Consider the following 21,456-nt stretch of genomic DNA (forward strand, 5'->3'; position numbering starts at 1 on the left):
GGAAGAGCGAGTGAGATTGGTGCAGCGAATTTTGCCCGCGATTTTAGGTGTACGGAGGTCGAGAAATTCGAAGCGCTCGATTTGTCGCCGCAGCGGTCGCGCTTTCCGCATCCCGCAGCAAGGATAGCGCCTGGACGCTGACGCGTCACAAACCTCAATGACGCGCGGGAGGTGCTTGGCACTAACGTAGCGAGACAAACAAGGCCCGGCGGAATATGCCCCTTAGGGGCGATGCGACACTCGGCCGTGCGCCCGTCAGGACGCGGGATAGCTTTGGCACCGGTTGCATGGTCCACGAGTGTGGTCCAAGATGGCGTTGACGGTCCATCTTCTGCGGCAAAAAGCCTGTTCGGATCAAGCGCTTGATTAGGTTGCCGAGTCTGGCTGGGGAACCTGGATTCGAACCAAGACAAACAGAGTCAGAGTCTGTTGTGCTACCGTTACACCATTCCCCAACGGAATAGCCAAACAGATTCAATGACTTAACGATCTGTCCGGCTGCGGCCGGAAGCGCTTTTGGGCGCAAATCACGGCTCAGGCGTGGCAGCCTTCTACCCGCTCGTCCCGGGACTGGCAAGCGTTGCGGTGCACGGAGCTGTTGACCCGACTGTGGGTCCTGGGGACGCGCCTATTCCGGCGCGAGCGTCGCGAGCCCGGCTTCGATGATCGTGATCTCCTCGCTGACCTGCGCGATGGCCTGCCTGGGGTCGACGCCGGTCACCGATACCAGCTGCCGCAGCAGGTCCTGCCGATGCGTCAGGATATCGTGGAGTGCATCGAGATCATTCAGCCGCACATATCCTTCGACGATCAATTCAACGGAACGAGACATCGTGCTCTCAAAACATGGGTTACTGTCCAGGCGCCGAACCTATCGCGATCGGCGCCCCCATGTGAGCACGATGTCACGTCAACCTTGACCGGTAAGGCTAACGCGCGGACCCGGACCGCAGTGCGCTGGGATCGTGCCCTTCCCGGCCCCCTAATGCGGGCGCCCGATGTCAACGACGATTTCGCCCTTGCCGGTCGCGATCATCACCTGCCCGTACTCGTCCTGCGGCGGACTTTCCTCGTAGCGAAGCGGGATCGTGGTGATCTCCTCCGGCACTTCGCCGCCCGGCTGCTGTGTATTGACGTCGAGGATCAGGATCTTTGGATTGATGCCCTGCGGCGAGCGCTTGGTCAGGCGGGCCTGGCAGCCATGGGTCGGCACCCGCACGTCGCCGATCATGACCAGCTTGGGCGGGGCGCCCGGTGCGCGGTCGATCCAGGCCTTGAAGGTGTTTCTCAGCAGGACAGTCATGACGCGTCCCTCCTATGCCAAGTTGCGCGATCCTTCGGTCACGGACGCAACATAGGCCGGCGAAGCGAAGCGGAACGTGAATGCCCCGCGAATTGGACACGCGCGCGAGGCGAACAGGTCAAGCCGCACACGCGAACAAGCTCACCCACGAGCCGCAACCGGATCGCACGCGCCGCACAGGTCACCCAGGACTTCCCCATTCAGGACTTCCCCATTCGGGACTTCCCCATTCAAGACTTGTCCATTCACGCTCATTTCACGCTCGTCGGCTCGAAATGAGAAGCGCTTCCAATTCGTCCGCCAGGTCGCGTGTCGATCATTCAGCAACCCTTGACCATCTGACAGCCCAAGATGTACCATTCAGAAATTGCAAAAGATCTGGCGGGCTGCACTCCTGAGCTCACGTGTCATTGGTTTCGCGAACAGCGCAAGCCGATCATTTTCATCTCGCCAAGCCTAAGCTCCCGGGACCTGCCCTCCTGCACTGTCGTCGACGATGTCGACGGGGAATGGGACGAGATGTCGGGAGTCAACGATGACAAGGCAGTTGGCAAGGCCGAGACCGGCCGGCTGAGGCTCAACATCATCGGAGCATTTTCGGCGTCGGTGGATGGACACGAGATCGGCCTCAGCCGAAAGGCGCAAGCGCTTCTCGGTTACATGGTGCTCTCCTCCGCACGCCAATTGCCCAGGACAAAATTGGTCGGGCTGCTCTGGAGCGAGAAGGAAGACCCGCTCGCGAAAGGCTCGCTGCGTCAATCGCTCAGTCAGATCCAGCGCGAGTTCAAGGCGCGCGGCTGCACGCATTTCCATGCGGACCAGATGCATGTGGCGCTCGAGATCGAACGGGTGGCCTGTGATGTGATGGAAATCGTCGCGGATGCCGAACGCGGCATCGTTCATCCGACCCTGCTGGCGCGCGAACGCCTGGCCGACGACATTCTCGACGATCTGGAGGGTGTCGATCCGGCGTTTTCGGAGTGGCTTGCGGAGACGCGACCGCTGATCCACGAGCGGTTGATCGATGCGCTGACAAGGCTGTTGCCCGACGAGACCGCGACGATCGTTACGGCCACAGCGGAGGCTGCGGCGAAGGCCATCCTCCGGCTGGATTCAGAGAACGAACGAGCCGTTCGTGTCCTCATCAGGAGCCACATCACGGCTGGCAGTATCGGCGCGGCGCTCGCGATCTACGCGCGGCTCTGGCGCCAGTTGGAAGACACTTACGATATCGAGCCGCACAAGCTCACGCAGGACCTGATAACCGGCTTGCGACAGCAGCAGCCGGAAATTGTCGCACGGCCGGCGCCGCCCCCCGTTGCGGCACCCGCGGTCGGCATGGTTGGATTTGCTGCCAGCCGACCGTCGGTCGCCGTTCTCCCCTTTCGCGCACTGTCGCCAACGCTGGAGCCTCAATTCACGATCGGAATCGTCGACAGCGTCGTCCAGGCCTTGTCGAGCTTGAAGGAGCTGCTCGTCATCTCCCGGGGATCGACGATGATCCCGATATCGCAGACGCTGGATCTGCGCGCAATTGGCCGCGATCTCAATGCCCAATATCTGCTTCATGGGAGCATTCAGCGTGCCGGAAATCAGATCCGGATTTCGACCGAACTCGTTGCCGCCGAGACGGTTGAGGTCGTCCGCGTCGATCGTCTCAGCGGAACCGCAGCCGACGTCTTCGACCTGCAGGATCGCATCGCCGTCGAGGTCATACGCTCGCTGGCGCCCCAGGTCCGCGACCGGGAGCTTCATCGCGCAATGCAAAAGAGGCCCGACGATCTCGACGCCTACCAGCTGGCCCTGGTCGGCTACGATCAGATGTTCAGTCCGGATTACACCACGTTCGTGACGGCGCGAACCAATTTCGAGCGCGCGCATGTGCTCAGCCCGGGCTGGGCGCCGCCTCTCTCCGACAGCGCCATCTGGCACATGCAGCGCGTGGCGCGCGGATGGTCTGCGAACGCGCCGGCCGAGCTCGACACCGCGCGGTCGCTCGCCGAACGTGCGCTCGATCGCAATTCGTCCGATCCACTCGCCAATGCCGTCGGCGGCTACACGCTGTCGCAATGCAAGCATGATCACGCCGGAGCCCTCAAGCAGCTCGACCGTGCGATAGAGCTCACACCCAACCTGGCGCTCGCATTCGCATATCGGGCTGCGGTCCATGTTCGCTGCGAGAACCACCAGGAAGCACTGTTCGATACAGCCATCAATCTGCGCCTGTCGCCGCGGGACCGGCACGCCTGGTTTGCGGAGATGATTGCGGCTCAGGCACACTTTGCCATGAACGATCTCGACCTGGCGATAGAACACGCGACGCGCGTCGCGACGCTGCTGCCAAGCAATCAGGTGAACCTGCGCGTTCTCGTTGCCGCACTCGTGGAGAGCGGACGTCTCGACGATGCGCGGACCTTTGCTCGGCCGCTCGTGACCGCAGGCGAGCTCGACCTGAAGTGGATCGCAACCTCGCCCTGGCCGAAACCGACCCTGGCGCGCATCGGAGCTGCGCTCTCGCGGCTGGCATCGACACTCCGGCATGGAAACATCTAATCGCAACTGAGGAGGCACATATGGCAGGCGGATATGGCGGTTATGGCGGCTACGGGGGCTATGGCGGATACGGCGGCTACGGTGGGTATGGAGGATACGGCGGGACTGGCGGATCAGGCGGCGCCATATTCGCCGATCGTGTCAGTCTCCCGTTCGCGGGGGATCCCGGAATCGAGGGCGCGAGGTTCAATTCCAGCGGCTTTGGCACGAGGCTCTGGTCGACCCGGTGGTACGCGTGGGTGGTGATGTCCGATCTTGCCCGCCGGGCAGATTGGTTCGACCGCCTCGGCGGGTTTGCACTGTTCGGCACGGGGCCGACACCATGGGACGGAGACCTTGAAGCCGACATCGCCGCATTGAGAAAGATGACCGAGATACCCTTCTCCGAGCGCGCCGATGCAATCGACGAAATCGTAACGGAGGCCGACGAATTCATCAGCAAGTTCCTGCACCTCGTATCCGCGACGGCGACGACCCACCCGGCGACATCGCGCATGCTGATCGTCGCCGACGCGCTCACGGCCTTGATCACGATGCACTACAAGGCTCATTTCAATCGTCCACGCCCCACGCAGGTGGCCCCCGCATTGATGTCGCCGATCCAGCATGGCGGGCACGCGTCATTCCCCAGCGGCCACGCCGCCCAATCTCACGTCTTTGCGGCGCTTCTGACGGAAGTCATGCCGAAGTCGCTCAATGCCCCTGCATCGGAAGCTCCCGAGAGAACCACGATCGAGAAGTCGCTTGGCGTCCTTGCCGACAGAATTTCGCGGAATCGCGAAATCGCCGGCCTTCACTATCCCTCCGATACCAGAGCCGGAGTGACGCTCGCAGCAGCGATCATCGCGAAGATCCTCCTGGATCGGGCATACCTGCCGAAATTCGCGGAGCTCGTCGAGAATGCGCGGCGCGAGTGGAAGGACACCGGCGTCTTCTCGGGAGGAAAAGATGTCGGAGAATGACAGCTACGGCTTCTACGAAGTCGTGCCCGACGGGTTCAATCTCCTCGACGCGACACCTGACAAGCTCGATCTCTACGGCATTCCGCAAAGGCCGGATGCCGTCACCGAGCCGCGCCTGTTCGCGTTCTGGAAACGGCTCGTTTCATCGCCGTTCACAGCAAGGCAACCGACGTTCAGCAGCATCGATTCCCCGTCGCTTGGAGGTCCGCCACAATCGCTGTTGAACTGGTCAGGCGCGCTCATCTCCTCGCCCTCACCCGAGCGGATCGTCTTCGCGACCGCCGGGTGGACGGCACCGAACGTGAGTCTACCGTCTTCACCGGCACTCTTTACGCCCTTGAACGATCCAAGATCGTTGTTATGGATAGGCCTCGACGGCCACAATGGCGCGTTGCCGAACATTTCACTCCCTCAAATCGGCACCGCCCACTGGCCCAATCACAAGCCCCAGCACTTTGCCTGGTGGGAGTGGTGGCGCAACTCTGCGTCGGACGAGACGCCAAGGACATCACAGCAAGCAATTACGTTGATCGCCAACCTCCCGATCGATGCCGGCGACGAGGTTCTCGCAGGGCTTGCGGTTCAGGTCAGTGGAGACGTCCTGTTCTTCATCAAGAACCAGAGCACGGGTGAATTTCGTTCATTTCTTGCTCGGCCGCCCGGTGTGATCCTGCCGCTTGGATCATCGGTGGAATGGGTGGTGGAGCGGCCGACAGATCCGCCTAGCCGGAAATTGTACCCGCTTCCCGATTATGGTTCTGTCGATTTCAGATACTGCCTGGCCCGAGCGGCAGCCAATGGGCCACTCGCGCCAGGGCGTTTGATGACGCTGAACGAGAAGGCACTCATGATCCATATGCGCGAGGCTTTCGCAGATCCCTATCGCACGGCCACGGTCTCAAGCCCGGCGCTACGCCAGGACCCGGACGGCTCGGTTGGCTTGACATGCAGCTTCAAAGAACCGACATGAGCGGCCTCACCGCCCCCAATGCCACGCGAGCAGCAGCGCGTACAGGCCCATCGATCCCGCATAGAGCGTGGCGAGCAGCGCGTATCCCGCGATCTGACGGCCGAGCGCCGCCTTCGGTGTAATCCACCAGTCGAGCGCCCTGAAGGCAGCTGGCACCAGCCACCAGCCGAGCAGCTGGGTGCTGACGAGATTGCCGACGAACAGCGACAGCCAGACCGGCACGCCATGGCCGTCGATCAACGGCGCGCTGACAAAAAAGCCCCAGAGGAAGACCACGGGATAGAGCACCAGCAGGACGATCAGGTTGCTCTTCCAGATCAGGGCCGGTCCCTGCTCGGGAGCCTGCGTCTTGCCGGCCGGGAACCAGAAATTGAAGCCATAGCTCGCCCGCTTCACGCTCATGCCGGCGTTGAATCGCGCGCCGTCCGTCAGCAGGGTCTGCCGCAAGGAGGAATCGAGCCACGCATTGAGATTGGCATCGCTGTCGAACGACAGGATGATGATCCATTCGTCGTGCAGGCCCGGGATTGGCCGCTCGATCTTGTGGCGCAGGAATCCCTTGAACTCAGCCTCCGCGGCCTGGATCCGCTGTTGCCATTTCAGGAACGCGTCCTCGAGTCCGTCAGGCACCTTGAAGGAGATAACGGCCGAGACCGCGCTGTCGCGCTGAACGCCGGTGTCCGGCAAGATATGGACATCCTCCGAACCGACGAAAAAGCGCTGCACCTCCGCGATCAGCCGCGCCCGCACCTCGCTCTGAAGCCACGCCCGCGCGGCCGCCGGGCTGGCGAAACGCAGGATCGTCACCCAGTCGACATGCGCCGGCGGCTGCGGCGGCACGACTTCCTGGCTGAGAAAACCCGGCCATGTCTTGAGCGCCTCGCCTACCTCGCCGTTCCAGCGCGCGAACGCGGCAAAGCCGTCGTCCGCGATGCGGCGCTGGATGACGAGGGCGACCGGCTGGCCTGCTCGATCCGGTGATCCGTTCATCGCGGCCGTCCGTCTCAGCTTTTCTTGTAGAGGCGCTTGCCCATCACCCAGGTCTCGTCGACGCAGCGATCGTCGCCGACCATCATGACGGCGAACAGCATGCTCGCGGCTTCGTCCATCGTGCGCGGGCCGGCGCCGTCGGCGATCAGCGACTGGTGCCAGGGCTGCGCTGCCGGGCCGCCATTGGGATCGAGCGCGACGAAATCGGCCTCCTTGCCCGGCTCGAAATTGCCGAGCTTGTCGTCGATATAGAGACCTTCGGCACCGCCGAGCGTGATCGACCAGAAGCCACGATAGGGCGACAGCTTGTTGCGTTCGGCCTCGGCGAGGTCCTTGCGTACGGGATCGATGCTGCCATCAAGCAGCGTGTTGTTGCACATTCCGACCTTGTAGGCGTCGTCCAGAACGTTGATCATCGAGAAGCGGTTGCCGCCACCCATATCCGTGCCGAACGACATTTTCACGCGGTGCTCCGGATCGGTGGCGCGGCCGAGGCGGAACAGGCCGCTGCCGAGGAACAGGTTTGAGCAGGGGCAGAACACCACTGCCGCGCCCTGCTTCGACATGCGGCGGAACTCGTTGTTCGAAAGATACACACCGTGGCCGCCGGAGAATTTCGGGCCGACCAGGCCGAACTTCTCGTAGACGCCGAGGTAGTCCTGACAATCCGGATGCTCGACCAGCACGCCGCTGCATTCGGCGGGGTTCTCGGAAATGTGGGTGTTGACCCAGCAATCCGGGTGCTCGTGCTTGAGGCGCTGACACGCCTTGAGCAGCTCAGGCGAGGCGCCGAAGGCGAAGCGCGGCGTGATGGCGTAGAGGTTGCGGCCCTTGTTGTGATACTCCGATATGAGCCGCTTACTGTCGCGATAGAAATTCTCGGGCGTGTCGACATAGTCGGCCGGCGCGTTGCGATCGATACCGGTGAGGCCCGCGATCACCCGCATGTTGCGGCGGGCGGCTTCCTCGAACAATTCCTCGGTCGAGACCGGAGAAGAACTGGTGAACGCCTGACAGGTGGTGGTGCCGGAGGCCAGCAGCGCGTCGAGGAAGCGCTTCACGCCCTCGCGCGCGTAGTTGCGATCCCTGTACTTCAGCTCTTCCGGGTAGATCCACATCTGCAGCCACGGCAACAGCTGCTCGCCATAGGCACCTAACACCCGGGTCTGCGGCAGATGGATGTGGCCGTCGATGAAGCCCGGGACGATGATGCGGTCCTTGATGTGGGTGATCTGCACGCCCGGATGCGCGGCGGCGACCGTCTCGTAGGAACCGAACGCCTTGATGACGCCGTCGGTGACGACCATGAGGCCGTCCTTGTGAAAGCGCGCGGCGGCCTGCTCGTTGCCGACGTGCTTCCAGGGATCGTCGACGAAGTCGAAGAACGTGCCGCGAATACCGACAGTGGTCATGATGGATTCCTTCTTCAAGTCTGTGCCGCGCGGCGCGCCGCAGGCAGCGAGATGGCGAGCAGCGCGCCGGCGACGGCGCAGAGGCCGAGATAAAGCCAGCCGATCGGCGCCTGCGTCGCTTCAGGCAGCACGGCCGCAATCGCCATTGCGCCGCTCACCGCGAGATAGCAGAGCGCGCTGATGAGGCCGCCGATCAGGCCGTGGTCGCGCTCGAACAGGCCGAGCGCCATGCCGTACATCATCGGGCACAGCACGCCGCAGCCGCCGAGCACCAGTGCGCCGCCGAGCGTGATCGACGCAAAATCGAGACCGAGAGTCATGCCCGTTGCGGTCAGCGTCGCGGCGCCGGCGAGGAACAGCGCGAAGGCACCGAAGCCCATCACACGGGCCGGCATCCAACTCGCGAAATGCGCGCAGCCGAGCTCGCCGGCGAGATTGACGCCGCCAAGGCCGAGCGCGACGAGGCCATAGATGGCCGCCGAATAGCCGAGGCCGGTCTGGTAGAAGAACGGCGCGACGACGCAGAATGCGAGTTGCGCGCTGGCCGCGGCGGCGAACACCAGCACGAAGGCCAGGAAGCCCGGACGGATCAGCGCCTCGCGCAAGATGCCTGCCGTGCGGCGCGGATCGAACGGGGCGCGTCGCTCGGGCGGCAGCGTCTCGGGCAGCAGCAGCACGACGATCGCGGCAATGATAGCCGCGGCGATCGCAATGATGACGAAGACACCGCGCCAGGATGTCAGCTCGACGATGAAGCCGCCGGCGGCCGGCGCCAGCACGGGTGCAAGGCCCCAAGCCGCGCCAAGCAGGCCGGAGATCGCGGTAAGCTCACGGCCGCGAAAGCAGTCGGCCGCGACCGCATAGGCGACCACGAGGCAGGTGCAGCCGCCGATGCCTTGCAGGAACCGCAACGCCAGCAGCAGCGAGGCGCTGGTGGCCAACGCGCAGGCAATGCTCATCGCGACGAGCACCGTCAGGCCCGCGAGCAGAACGCTGCGGCGACCGAGCGTGTCGGAGGCGATTCCGACCGGCACCAGCGCCAGACTCATGCCGAGCATGTAGGCGGTGACGGTGTTCTGCATCGAGGTGGAATCGGTAGCGAGATCCACCACCATCTGCGGCAGGCCGGGCGTGTAGGCATCGAGCGGGATCTGGCTGAACGGCACGACGCACAGCAGGATCGGCACGATCCCGCGCTTCGCGCAACCGGCGTCCGAAGCAAGTGCAGTCATGAAGCAACGCCCCCTCAGCGTCCGCGGGCCCCGTCTTTTCGTGCGCGCGTTGAGACGCGACGATGCAGGTTGCGGATATTGACGCGCGGGAGCGTGCCAGAACTGTGTGTAAAATCTCTTAGGGGGTTCCGATCAATCCTGCCGGCTGATGCCCCGAGCCCTGTGGCGTGATGACGCTCTAACAGGAATGCGAAAACAACCCCATGCACAGTAGAGATCGTATCGAAATCATTGACCTTTCCCAAAATTCTGGCAAAACGAAATACTTACTTGCTCCGTCGGGCAAAACAGGCGCAGAATTGCATCATCGCCGATCGTGAGTTCTCCGCTGGCCGAGGGACTTCCCCCTTCGGAAGGCGTCGCGCACGAGGCGGGCCTCGACGTCAATCCGGTGTCGAAGGCGCGAGGCAGAGCACTATGCTCGCTTCGACTGCGCCTCAACCGCCTGCACTGCCACGCTCGCCACCTGACGCAGCGCCTCGCGATCAGAGCCGGATGACGCCATCACGCCCATGCCGACTGACACCGCCGACACATAGCGCGCGAGCGCGGCGGGATCGGAGGTCGGCTTGAGATCGCCTTCGGCCTTGGCGCGGACAAAACGGTCGCGGAGCTGGTCTTCGTTTTCGGCGCGGCGGGCGGCAAGCTCGAAGGGGACATTCTCTGAGCCGCTGCCGCAGGCAATGCCGCCCTGCACGAGCAGGCAGCCGGGCGGATTGGCGGGATCGGTCTGCCTGTCGGCGATGCCCATCAGCATTCGCTCGGCGACATCGCGGGCAGTCGGAGCCGCCACCACCTCGCTCATCCAGACATTGCGCAGCTTGGTGTAACGGTCGAGCGCAGCCTTGAGCAGGCCTTCCTTGTTGCCGAAACAGGCGTAGAGGCTGGGTGGATTGATACCCATGGCCTCGGTGAGCTGGGCGATGGTGGCGCCCTCATAGCCATGGCGCCAAAACACTTCCATCGCCTGGTCCAACGCCGTTTCGGCGTCGAATTCTCGGGGGCGTCCCATGCCCATGTGCCTGTTCTCCTCGGAATCGGCGTCGTCCCTCAATCTAACGCTTGATCCTATCTATTTGTTCTATCTTTCTTTTCTCTTCCGCCTTCCCATTCTTGCGGTAAGCGGCTACAATTTTCTTAGTGAATGGTACATAAGTATCTTGCACTGCGACATCCAGCTCCACATCTGTAGTGAACACTACATATCTGGAGCGCGCAAATGCATCCCTCGCAAAACTCCCCCCGCACCGGCCGTTTCCGCCGCCTTCTTGGCGGCGTCGCGGTCGTAGGCGCCCTCGCCGTGGCCGGCTCGATCGCGACCGGCCATTATTTTCGTGCCGCGCAGGCCACTGCAACGGCCGCCGCAACCGAGCAGGCCGTGCCTGTCACGGTCGCGCTGATCGAGCCAAAGCAGACCGTGCTGTGGGACGATTTCTCCGGCCGGCTCGAGGCCATCAACCGGGTCGAGCTTCGACCGCGCGTCGCGGGTGCGATCCTTGCGACCAACTTCACCGAAGGCGCGCTGGTGAAGGCCGGCGACGTGCTGTTCAAGATCGATCCGGCGCCTTACGCGGCAGAGGTCGACAAGGCCAACGCCCAGCTCGAAGCCGCCAAGGCCCGCGTGGTCTTCACGCAGAGCGAGTTCGAGCGTGGCGCGCAGCTGGTCGGCAACGCCGTGGTCACGCGGCGCGACTACGACCAGCGCGACAACGCCAATCGGGAAGCGATTGCCAACGTGAAGGCCGCCGAGGCAACGCTCCAGACCGCAAAGCTCAACCTCGACTACACCGAGGTGCGTGCGCCGGTGGACGGCCGCGTCGGCAAGTTCGAGATCACCGTCGGCAATCTCGTCGCCGCCGGGACCGGCTCACCCGTCCTGACCTCGCTGGTCTCGGTCAATCCGATCTACGCCTCGTTCGACGCTGATGAAGAGGTTGTGCTGCGCGCGCTGAACTCGATCGCGGATGCCTCCGGCCAGCGCGGCAAGCTCGACCAGATCCCGGTCGAGATGGCGACGTCAGGCGGTCTTTCGGCCAAGGGCCACATCCAGCTCATCGACAACCAGGTCAACGGCCAGAGCGGCACCATCCGCGTCCGCGCAGTGTTCAGGAATGAAGACGGGCGTCTCATCCCCGGCCAGTTCGCCCGCGTTCGCATGGGCCAGCCGAAGCAGCAGTCGCTGGTGATGATCGACGAGCGCGCGATCGGCACCGACCAGGACAAGAAGTTCGTGATGGGGGTCGGTGACGACAGCCGCGCAGTCTACCGGCCAATCACGCTCGGCGGTTCGGTCGATGGTCTTCGCATCGTCACCGCGGGCCTGAAGCCCGGCGACCGCATCGTGGTCAACGGCCTGCAGCGCGTGCGTCCAGGCGCCCTCCTCAAGACGGAGATCGCCGCGATGGGTGCGCGCGGGCCGCAGCAGGCCTCCAACCACAGCAACCAGGACGTGGTGCAGCGTTAGTTACCTCATTCCGGGCCGCGCCCGGAATGATCAGGTCTCGAAACTCCGAGCACATCATCTCTGGATTCCGGGTTCGCGCTCTGCGCGCCCCGGAATGACAGCGGAGCTGTGTGGAGACGACCAAGATATTGCCCAGGGGCGAAGCCATGAATCTCTCGAAATTCTTCATTGATCGTCCGATTTTCGCCGGGGTGCTGTCGGTCCTGATCTTCCTCGCGGGGCTGATCTCGCTGTTCGCGATGCCGATCTCGGAATATCCCGACGTGGTGCCGCCCTCGGTTCTGGTGCGCGCGACCTATCCCGGCGCCAATCCGAAGGTGATTGCCGAGACGGTGGCGACGCCGATCGAGGAGCAGATCAACGGCGTCGAAGGCATGCTGTACATGTCGAGCCAGGCAACCACCGACGGCGCGATGACGCTGACGGTGACGTTCCGCCTCGGCACCGATCCCGACAAGGCGACCCAGCTGGTGCAGAACCGCGTGCAGCAGGCCGAGCCACGCCTGCCGGCCGTGGTGCGCCAGCTCGGCATCATCACCAAGAAGTCCTCGCCCGACCTCACCATGGTCGTGCATCTGTTGTCGCCGAACGGCCGCTACGACATGACATATTTGCGCAACTACGCGGTGCTCAACGTCAAGGACCGGCTGGCGCGGATCGACGGCGTCGGCGATGTCCAGCTTTACGGCGCCGGCGACTATTCGATGCGGGTCTGGGTCGATCCGCAGAAGGCGGCCGAGCACGGCCTGACCGCGAGCGACATCGTCAAATCGATCCAGGCGCAGAACGTCGAAGCGGCCGCCGGCGTGGTCGGCTCCTCCCCGAACGTCAGGGGTATCGACCTGCAAATGTCCGTCAACGCGGAAGGGCGGCTTGCGAACGAGGACCAGTTCGGCGACATCGTCGTCAAGACCGGCACGCGTGGCGAAGTGGTGCGGCTGCGCGACGTCGCACGCATCGAGCTCGGGGCTTCCGAATACGGCCTCCGCTCGCTGCTCGACAACAAGCAGGCGGTGGCGATTCCGATCTTCCAGGCGCCGGGCTCCAATGCGCTGGAGATTTCCGACCACGTTCGCGCCACCATGGCCGAGATCAAGAAGAACATGCCGGAAGGCGTGTCCTACCAGATCGTCTACGATCCCACCCAGTTCGTGCGTTCCTCGATCGAGGCCGTCATCCATACGCTGCTGGAGGCCATCGCGCTGGTGGTGCTGGTCGTGATCCTGTTCCTGCAGACCTGGCGGGCGTCGATCATTCCACTGCTGGCCGTGCCGGTGTCGATCGTCGGCACCTTCGCCGTGATGCATCTGTTCGGCTTCTCCATCAACGCGCTCAGCCTGTTCGGCCTGGTGCTCGCGATCGGCATCGTCGTCGACGACGCCATCGTCGTGGTCGAGAACGTCGAGCGCAACATCGAGGGCGGACTGTCGCCGCGCGACGCCACCTATCAGGCGATGCGCGAGGTCTCGGGCCCGATCATCGCCATCGCGATGGTGCTGATCGCGGTGTTCGTGCCGCTCGCCTTCATCTCCGGCCTCACCGGCCAGTTCTACAAGCAGTTCGCGCTGACGATCGCAATCTCGACCGTGATCTCCGCCGTCAACTCGCTGACCTTGTCGCCGGCGCTGTCGGCGCTGCTGCTCAAAGGACACAATGAGCCGAAGGACAGGTTGACGATCATCATGGAAAAGGGCCTTGGCTGGTTCTTCCGTGGCTTCAACAAGGCGTTCACGCGCTCGTCGGAGAATTACAGCGGCACCGTCACAAAGGTGATCTCGGGCAAAGCGGCGGTAATGGGTCTCTATGTGGTGCTGGTCGGCCTCACCGCCCTTCTGTTCCAGCAGGTGCCGAGCGGTTTCGTGCCGGGCCAGGACAAGCAATATCTGGTCGGCTTCTCGCGCCTGCCCGATGGCGCCGCGCTCGACCGCACCGAAGAAGTGATCCGCAAGATGAGCGACATCGCGCTGACCCAGCCCGGCGTCGAGAGCTCCGTGGCCTTCCCGGGCCTGTCGATCGCCGGCTTCACCAACTCCTCCAACGCCGGCATCGTGTTCTCGACGCTGAAGCCGTTCGGCGAGCGCAAGGGTCCGGCCCTGAGCGGAAATGCCATCGCCGCCGACCTCAACAAGAAGTACGCCGGCATCCAGGAAGCCTTCATCGCCATGTTCCCGCCGCCGCCGGTCAACGGCCTCGGCACCATCGGTGGCTTCAAGCTTCAGATCGAGGACCGGGCCGGTCTCGGCTATGAGGCGCTTAACGAGGCGACCAAGGCATTTACGGCGGCGATGCAGAAGGCACCGGAGATCGCCGGCGTGTTCTCGAGCTTCCAGGTCAACGTACCCCAGCTGTTCGCCGACATCGACCGCACCAAGGCGCTGCAACTCGGCGTCCCCGTGACGGAGGTGTTCAACACGCTGCAGATCTATCTCGGCTCCTACTACGTCAACGACTTCAACAAGTTTGGCCGCACCTACTCAGTCTATGTCCAGGCCGACGCGCCGTTCCGCGCCCGCGCCGACGACATCAGGCAGTTGAAGGTGCGCTCGGCCTCGGGTGACATGGTGCCATTGTCGGCGTTGCTCACGATCCGGCAGAGCGCGGGTCCGGAGCGGGCGATCCGTTATAACGGCTTCCTGTCCTCCGACATCAACGCGGCGGCTGCCCCCGGCTTCTCGTCCGGCCAGGCGCAGGAGGTCGCGACGCGGATCGCGGCGGAGACGTTGCCGCCCGGCTTTGCCTTCGAATGGACCGACCTGACCTATCAGGAGTTCATCGCCGGCAATTCCGGACTCTGGGTATTTCCGCTGGCGATCCTGCTGGTGTTCCTGGTGCTGGCCGCGCTCTACGAGAGCCTGACCTTGCCGTTGTCGATCATCATGATCGTGCCGATGGGATTATTGGCAGCGATGTTCGGCGTCTGGATCTCGAAGGGCGACAACAACGTCTTCACCCAGATCGGCTTGATCGTGCTGGTGGGTCTCTCGGCCAAGAACGCGATCCTGATCGTCGAATTCGCACGCGAGCTCGAATTCGCCGGGCGCACGCCGATCCGGGCCGCGATCGAGGCGAGCCGGCTGCGGCTGCGCCCGATCCTGATGACGTCGATGGCGTTCATCATGGGCGTGCTGCCGCTGGTGCTCTCGACCGGCGCGGGCTCGGAGATGCGGCGGGCGATGGGTGTCGCCGTGTTCTCCGGCATGATCGGCGTCACCGTATTCGGCCTGTTCCTGACGCCGGTGTTCTACGTGCTGCTGCGGACCGTCACCGGCAACAAGCCTCTGGTGCATCATGGCAGCGACATCAGCGCGGCCCCGGTCCAGGGACTTCATCACGAGGGCGCGGGTCATTAGAACGGGCCGTTAGATAAGGGAAATCCCCGACAGCAACAACAGAACGAGCACGGTCTTGCGAAAGACCGTCTCGTTGACCCGGTGAAAGGCGATCACGCCGAGCGCTGAGCCCGCAAACAGCGCCGGCAGGCTGATCGCGAGATCGACGAAGACCTTCGACGACAAGTCCTCGTGTCCGACCAGCAGCGCGATCCCGAAGATCTGCATCGCGGCGATGAAAGGCTGCACCAGGCCGCGCTGCTCGCTCTTGGGCATGCCGCGCATGTCGCACCAGATCGTCGGGATCGCGCCCGGCATGGCGGTGAGGCCGCCGACCAGCCCTCCCCCAAATCCGATCAGCGCCACCCAGTGCCGGCCGACGGCCTCGCCGGCGGTGACCAGCGTCGGCCGCAGCAGCATGTAGGCGGCATAGAGCGCGACGATGACGCCGAAGCCGCGCCGCAGCAGATGCGTATCCGTGCTCTGCAGCAGCGATACCGCGATGGGAACACCGATCAATCCGCCGACGATCAGCAGCAGGCTGCCCTCCCAGCGGATGCTGCGCCGGAGCGCCAACAGATTCGTGGCCTGCACGCCGATGCTGCACGCCATCATCAGCGGCACCGCCTCCAGCGGCTGAAACACGCGGAGCAGAATGGCGCCAGCCACCGCCGAGAAGGCAAACCCCGAGAGCCCGGAGACGAAGGCTCCGGCAAAGACGGCGACGCTGAGCAGAAGGCTGGTCGTGATGTCAGGCACCATGTCTCTCCGCTCAATCGTAGGGCGTCTGTGTTGTGGAAATTTCGGCGCTCTCGGCGCAACTCGTCTGGGACGACTTCATCGGCGATGGCGGAACCGATTGCGCGTGCGAGCGCTCCAGCATTGCCAGTCCCACCAGTTGAAGCATCACCAGTGCCGCGGTCAGCGCGATGGCGACGATGTTGAAATTACGCGCGTTCGAACGTCGACTGCCCGGCCGCGCGCTCGCGCGGATCAACTCGGTTGGCATCTCTGGAAGAATCCTCTTCAATGGCATCGGGAATCATTTCACTTGAACGCGACGTTTCCGGCGGCTGCTCCAGCAGTTCGCGATAGCGTTGCAACGCGCGCCGCGCGTCGATTTCGCGCTGCGCGCGGAATGCCGCGCCGATACGCGTGAAGATGTCGCGGAACCTGCTTGTCAGGACTGATGACGCCGTCGGCATGACAATCTCCTCTCAATCTGCACGAGAGATTGCTGGGATTTACTTCCGCCTGCTGTGAGTTGCTTCACACGACAATCGAACGCGTCGAACAAGTGATCGTGTGACGCTCTCGTAAGTGAGAACGCAAAACGTCGCGTCATTCGATCGAACGACGCGCGATAACTTTCTAATGATGCTTCTGATTGAACCTATTGCGAGCTGGAGCGACTCGCCTCGCGCGCCCTGGCGCGCGCGTCAGTGCACGAGCGGATTGGAGAATCCCGCGGCGAGCTTGACGAGATCGGCCTGACGCGAAACGCCGGTCTTTGCGAACACGCGATGCAGATGCGTCTTCACCGTCGTCTCGGCAATACCGAGCGCGACCGCCGTCTCCGGCACGCCGCCGACGTCCACGATCGACTGCACGACCCTGAGTTCCGCAGGCGTCAGCTCGAACGTGCGGTCCAAGACACCGGCACAGGAGTGCCCGTCGAGTTCCGCCTTCCAGACGAACAAAGCGCCCACCGCCGAGGTGCGCTCGGCCGCGGCTTCACGCAGCAGCGACGGCAGCGCGATGACGTGCGCGATGTAGTGGGAACCGTTTTGCGACATCAGCGAGATCTTCCGCCCCGCCGCTGACGCCAGGGCAACCTCGTTTGCATCACGGAATATCTCGCGCAGGGCTGAATTCGCCGTGGTGGATCTCGCCGCCAGCCGGCCCGCGACGGACCGCAGGACATCATCGGCGCCGAGCAGCGTGTCCGCGGCCGGATTGCTGTGGACGATGCGGCAGGACGTGTCGAGCAGGATGACGCCGGCATTGAGCTGGTCAACGACATCTGCGAGCGCGATCGCCCGTCGCTGCTTGCGCTCGATCGCCCGGTTGATCAGCAGTGCCCGGCTGACATGCGGAACGAGGAACTGCATGCGCGCCCGCTGCTCGGCATCGAGCATGTCCCTGCCCGGAATCACGGTCATCAACATCGGGCTGGGTGACTTCGACTGCTCCAGCACCACGTTGGCGACATCGACGCTGCCCTGGGGGCGCAACCATTCCTGATAGAAGCGGCCACGGCGATACTCGTCGTAGTCCACGAGATCGGGGATGTTCCGCACCTCGCCGTATTTCGGAAGCCGGGCAAGCGGATCGTACCGGGCGTAAGTCTCGGCATAGAGCTTGATGTAGCGCGGATCGACACCGCAGTAATAATGCGTCGCGCCGGACTTGCTGACGGGGTCCTTTGAAATCAGGCCGCAGGCGCGGCTGCCGATGAACGCATTGAGCATGACGATAACGTCGCTCCACGACTCCGGGTGGAGGCCCGCATCATAGATGCTCTCGATCAACTCGGACTGTCTTGGAAGTCGGGGCATCGGAACAGCCAATCATCACACACGGAGATTGCGAAATCTCGTTCATGCCTTGCGGCTCCTGTGAGTTTGTCACGCCAGCAAAAGGTTCAATCGCGGAATTGATCGGCCGATCAGTTCACGAGCGGATTGGAGAATCCCGCGGCGAGCTTGACGAGATCGGCCTGACGCGACACGCCGGTCTTGGCAAAGACGCGATGCAGATGCGTCTTCGTGGTTGTTTCCGCGATGCCGAGCGCGGCCGCCGTCTCCGGGACGCCCCCGACCTCGACGATCGACAGGAACACGCGCAGTTCAGCCGGCGTCAGGTCGAAGGTCCGCGCGATCAGTTCGCCATAGGACTGGCCGCCGAGCGATACCCTGCGCAGCAGCAGAGCGCCGGCGGCATCGGCGACCCGCTCGCTGCCATTGCGAAGCACCGACGACAGCGGCAGGACATGCGCGACGTAGCGCTCGCCGCTCGGCGACAGCAGTGGAATCGCGTGGCCTCTCGCAGCGAGCAGGGCAATGTCGCTTCCGGCCGCAAACGCCTCGCGCAAGGTCTGATTAGCTTCAGTGCTGCTGGTCACGAGTTGCCCGGCGACGGATCGGACCACGTCGTCGGCCGCCAACAGGGCGTGCCCTGCGGAATTCGCATGCACCACCCGGCAGGCGGCATCGAGCAGGAAGATGCCGGAGGCCAGATTGTCCAGGACGTCCGCCAGCGCCGTCGCCAGGGTCAGCTGCGAGGTGATGGCACGGTTGATCAGCAGCGCGCGGCTGGCGTGGGGGACGATGAGCGAGAGTCGCTGCTTCATCGCGGGATCGACCATGCGCCGGCCCGACAGCACCGTCATCATCACGGGGCAGCTCGCATTCGACTTGTCGAGCACGACATTGGCCGCATCGCTGCAGCCCTGCGGCTGCATCCATTCCTGGTAAAAGCGCCCTCTGCGGTATTCGTCAAAATTGACGAGATCGGGGATGCTGACGATCTCGCCCTGCGGCGGCAGGACGCTCAGCGGATCGAACTTCGAATGGGTCTCGGAATAGAGCTGGATGTAATGCGGGTCCGCCCCGCAATAATAGTGTGTGACGCCGAATTTGCTGATCGAATCCTTGGAAAACAGCCCGCAGGCCTGCCCGCCGACGAAATCGCGGATGCCGGCGACGGCGTTGTTCCATAGCGTGGGATCCAGCCCGGCGTCATAGATGGACTCGACCAATTCCGGCAGCTTCCGAGGTCCGTGCATGGCTGTCACTGGCCTGAGTGATCAATATGACCCAACATAGCACAACCGCAGCATGCAACATCCTCCGATCGGATGAGGCGCCGGCCGGGCGGAGGGGCCCGGCCGGCCAGCGTCGTGCTCAAAGCCGCCGGGGCTGGGTGCCGGCTCAGAACGCGACGCGAACGCCACCCTTCGCCGTGCCTGTCCGGCTCTGGTCCGACATGATCATGCCCTCGACCGCGCCGAACACGGACACGTTGCCGCTGGTGCGATAGTCGAAGCCGAAGCCGGCGACGGCGCCGACGGTGCTGCTTCTGCCGGGCGTGACGAAGGACAGATTCTGGCCGATGAGCACCGCATTGATATTGCTGTCGCCGGCGCGCTGAAGCGCGATGACGCCGCCATGGACATTGGCCTTGAGCTCGCCGCCGGCGAGACTCGTCACCCGCGACAGATCGACCTCGCCGCGCTCCTCGAAATCCTGCAGCGTGCGGCCGCCGACCGACAGCCCCTGTGCCGAGCCGGTTTCGCTGTAGCCATCGAACCGGCCCGCGACGTAGCGCAGCCGCGCCGTCGGCGTCAGCAGGTAGCCATTGCCGAGAGCGAGCTTGTAGCCGTAGGCGACTTCCGGGCTGACATACCAGCCGCTGTAATTCGCGGTCGCTGTCTCCATGCCGCCGGCGGCGGCGCTGTTCAGCACCAGACGGCGCGACTTGTTGTCGGCATTGCCGCCCTGGAAAGTGAAGTCGAAGAATTGCGACGCCCATTCGAAGCGGCTGTAGACACCGGCGAATGCGTAGTTGGTATCGACCGACTGCGAGTTGAGATCGACCGAAAGGCTGCCCTGCCCGCCGCCGAGGAAGGCGCCGACCAGCCAGTTCGGCTGCACCTTGCGATCGATGCCGATCGCCCCGCCCCACGCCGTCGAGGTCGCGCGCAATGTCGCCGCCGTCTCGTCCTGGATACGCTGGCCGCCAAAGCTGTTGGCCCAGACCGTGATCGGCGCCGGATCGGTCCACAGGCTGCGCGGCGCCTTGGCGAAGGGACCGGCCTGCGCCGTCTCGGGTGCATAGGCCATCGCCATCATGTTGCTGCCGGCTGCACCCGCACCGCCGTTCAGCCGCCCCTGCACCAGCGAAGAGGCACCGCCGGTGAAGTCCATCAATGTGCGGTCGGCTTGTGCCAGCGCGGTGGGATCGAGCGTTGCGAGCGTCGTGCCGGCGGCGACCGACGGGCCGCTGAACCTGCCGCCCGATGTGATCGTGTTGATGGTGCCGGTGAAGTTGACGAAGGTCGGCAGGTCGACGGTCGTCAGCGACGACACCCGGCTGGTCGGAGCCAGACTGATGTTGACCACGTCATTGCCGAAGCCGAAATCAACCACGCCGTTGATCTTCGATCCCGGCAACAACGTCAGCGTGTCGGCCGCATTCGACAATTTGATCGCGATGCCGCCGGTCCCGGTGATGGTGCCGGCGTTCGCAATCGTCGCCGCGCCCCCGGAGGCAACGCCGGAATTGCCGGTGATCGTGCCGGCATTGAAGAGATTGAGACCGCCACTCGTACCCACGACGGCAGTGCCGTTAGCTGCAGTGGCCTGGATCAGACCAGTATTATTTACGTAGCCCTGATTCGTGTTGATGCCCTGGAACGAGCCGGTGATCGTTCCGGAATTGGAGATCGTTGCATCGACCGCGCTGATGGCCTGGAGTCCGGCCACCGTTCCTGAATTGTCGAGGCTCAGCGTGGTGGCGCCTACGGCAACGCCGTTGTTGGCCAGGATCTGTCCCGTATTGGTCACACTGACCGTCGAAGCGGAGATTCCAATATTGGTGCCCGAGACGATGCCGCTGTTGACCACATTGGCCGTCAGGTTCGCGACGATGCCACGATCATCTCCCGAGATCGTGCCGCTGTTACGGATGGTCGCATCCCTGACGTCCGCGACGATGCAGACACCGCCGCCGCCGGTACCGGTAATTCTGCCGGCATTGTCCACGACAGCGGACTTGTCGGCTAAGACGGCGACCTCGCCTGATATCTTGCCGTCGGCCAGGTTCGACAGGATCACGTTGTCGCCCGAGATGCCTGCAAGGCCGCCCTGGATGATCCCCGAATTGGTTACATTTGCCAGGTTGGAAGCTGAGATCGCGTTTGCCGTGAAGGCGCGGATCAGGCCGGCATTGTTCACCGTGATATTGCCCTTCCCGGTCGCCGGATTGCCATTCGCCACGATCGTGTCGGCGCCCGAGGAAATCACGCCAGACGCGGCGTTCGTCAGGTTCACGTCGCCGGTCTGTGCGACCACGGCGTTGCCAGTCGACTGAATCAGCCCCGCATTGGCGACCGTGACGGATTGATCCGCGATCACCGCATCGGTGGCTTTGACGCCGCCAGTTGCGGAATTCGTCAGGCTTATGTTTTGGGCCCTTATGCCGAACTCATGGCCGGAGATCGAACCGGAGTTGTTCACCG

At 63.7% G+C, this 21,456-nt stretch carries 16 protein-coding genes and 1 tRNA gene; 5 read left to right on the forward strand and 12 right to left on the reverse strand.

Annotated features, from left to right (window positions below):
* Positions 1-381 precede the first annotated feature (381 nt).
* From F8237_RS02735 to F8237_RS02745, 3 genes are all read right to left on the reverse strand, one after another.
* Positions 382-455, reverse strand: a tRNA-Gln gene (locus F8237_RS02735).
* A gap of 173 nt (positions 456-628) precedes the next feature.
* Positions 629-832, reverse strand: coding sequence for a hypothetical protein (locus tag F8237_RS02740; protein WP_151642282.1), 204 nt, complete (start codon positions 830-832; stop codon positions 629-631).
* 150 nt (positions 833-982) lie between these two features.
* Positions 983-1,303: a hypothetical protein gene (locus F8237_RS02745; RefSeq protein ID WP_151642283.1), complete on the reverse strand. Its 321-nt coding sequence runs from the start codon at positions 1,301-1,303 to the stop codon at positions 983-985.
* 519 nt (positions 1,304-1,822) lie between these two features.
* Here F8237_RS02745 and F8237_RS02750 point away from each other — a divergent pair.
* From F8237_RS02750 to F8237_RS02760, 3 genes are read left to right on the forward strand one after another with little or no spacing between them, the layout of a single operon-like run.
* Positions 1,823-3,856 carry a BTAD domain-containing putative transcriptional regulator gene (locus F8237_RS02750; protein WP_162005844.1) on the forward strand — a complete coding sequence of 678 codons (2,034 nt, stop codon included), beginning with the start codon at positions 1,823-1,825 and terminating at the stop codon, positions 3,854-3,856.
* 20 nt (positions 3,857-3,876) lie between these two features.
* Complete coding sequence (locus F8237_RS36620; RefSeq protein ID WP_201280181.1) at positions 3,877-4,818, forward strand: phosphatase PAP2 family protein; 942 nt, start codon at positions 3,877-3,879, stop codon at positions 4,816-4,818.
* Positions 4,805-5,788, forward strand: coding sequence for a G1 family glutamic endopeptidase (locus F8237_RS02760; RefSeq protein ID WP_162005845.1), 984 nt, complete (start codon positions 4,805-4,807; stop codon positions 5,786-5,788). Before F8237_RS36620 ends, F8237_RS02760 begins: the two co-directional genes overlap by 14 nt.
* A gap of 6 nt (positions 5,789-5,794) precedes the next feature.
* Here F8237_RS02760 and F8237_RS02765 read toward each other — a convergent pair whose 3' ends face one another.
* The 4 genes from F8237_RS02765 to F8237_RS02780 all read right to left on the reverse strand — a co-directional run bounded on the left by F8237_RS02765 (position 5,795) and on the right by F8237_RS02780 (position 10,440).
* On the reverse strand, positions 5,795-6,778 hold the full coding sequence (locus tag F8237_RS02765) for an antibiotic biosynthesis monooxygenase (protein WP_151642286.1): 984 nt from the start codon (positions 6,776-6,778) through the stop codon (positions 5,795-5,797).
* Positions 6,779-6,792: 14 nt separating this feature from the next.
* Positions 6,793-8,190, reverse strand: coding sequence for a guanine deaminase (guaD, locus tag F8237_RS02770; RefSeq protein WP_151642287.1), 1,398 nt, complete (start codon positions 8,188-8,190; stop codon positions 6,793-6,795).
* Between the two features lie 14 nt (positions 8,191-8,204).
* On the reverse strand, positions 8,205-9,422 hold the full coding sequence (locus F8237_RS02775) for a multidrug effflux MFS transporter (protein ID WP_151642288.1): 1,218 nt from the start codon (positions 9,420-9,422) through the stop codon (positions 8,205-8,207).
* Positions 9,423-9,837: 415 nt separating this feature from the next.
* Entirely contained in the window at positions 9,838-10,440 is a 603-nt protein-coding gene (locus F8237_RS02780; protein ID WP_151642289.1) for a TetR/AcrR family transcriptional regulator, read from the reverse strand.
* A 201-nt stretch (positions 10,441-10,641) separates the two neighbouring features.
* Here F8237_RS02780 and F8237_RS02785 point away from each other — a divergent pair, with 201 nt between their 5' ends.
* Both F8237_RS02785 and F8237_RS02790 read left to right on the forward strand, forming a co-directional pair.
* The gene (locus tag F8237_RS02785; protein WP_151642290.1) at positions 10,642-11,886 is read left to right on the forward strand and encodes an efflux RND transporter periplasmic adaptor subunit; all 1,245 of its coding nucleotides are present in this window, start codon (positions 10,642-10,644) and stop codon (positions 11,884-11,886) included.
* 146 nt (positions 11,887-12,032) lie between these two features.
* The gene (locus F8237_RS02790; protein WP_151642291.1) at positions 12,033-15,236 is read left to right on the forward strand and encodes an efflux RND transporter permease subunit; all 3,204 of its coding nucleotides are present in this window, start codon (positions 12,033-12,035) and stop codon (positions 15,234-15,236) included.
* Between the two features lie 9 nt (positions 15,237-15,245).
* Here F8237_RS02790 and F8237_RS02795 read toward each other — a convergent pair whose 3' ends face one another.
* The 5 genes from F8237_RS02795 to F8237_RS02820 all read right to left on the reverse strand — a co-directional run bounded on the left by F8237_RS02795 (position 15,246) and on the right by F8237_RS02820 (position 21,454).
* Positions 15,246-15,974, reverse strand: coding sequence for a sulfite exporter TauE/SafE family protein (locus F8237_RS02795; protein ID WP_151650442.1), 729 nt, complete (start codon positions 15,972-15,974; stop codon positions 15,246-15,248).
* Between the two features lie 188 nt (positions 15,975-16,162).
* Positions 16,163-16,420: a hypothetical protein gene (locus tag F8237_RS02805; protein ID WP_151642293.1), complete on the reverse strand. Its 258-nt coding sequence runs from the start codon at positions 16,418-16,420 to the stop codon at positions 16,163-16,165.
* Positions 16,421-16,654: 234 nt separating this feature from the next.
* Complete coding sequence (locus F8237_RS02810) at positions 16,655-17,773, reverse strand: helix-turn-helix transcriptional regulator (protein ID WP_151642294.1); 1,119 nt, start codon at positions 17,771-17,773, stop codon at positions 16,655-16,657.
* Positions 17,774-17,883: 110 nt separating this feature from the next.
* Complete coding sequence (locus F8237_RS02815) at positions 17,884-19,002, reverse strand: helix-turn-helix transcriptional regulator (protein WP_151642295.1); 1,119 nt, start codon at positions 19,000-19,002, stop codon at positions 17,884-17,886.
* A gap of 145 nt (positions 19,003-19,147) precedes the next feature.
* The gene (locus F8237_RS02820) at positions 19,148-21,454 is read right to left on the reverse strand and encodes an autotransporter family protein (protein WP_151642296.1); all 2,307 of its coding nucleotides are present in this window, start codon (positions 21,452-21,454) and stop codon (positions 19,148-19,150) included.
* Between the last annotated feature and the right edge of the window lie 2 nt (positions 21,455-21,456).

This window comes from Bradyrhizobium betae, from assembly GCF_008932115.1.
GTDB classification, from domain to species: Bacteria; Pseudomonadota; Alphaproteobacteria; order Rhizobiales; family Xanthobacteraceae; genus Bradyrhizobium; species Bradyrhizobium betae.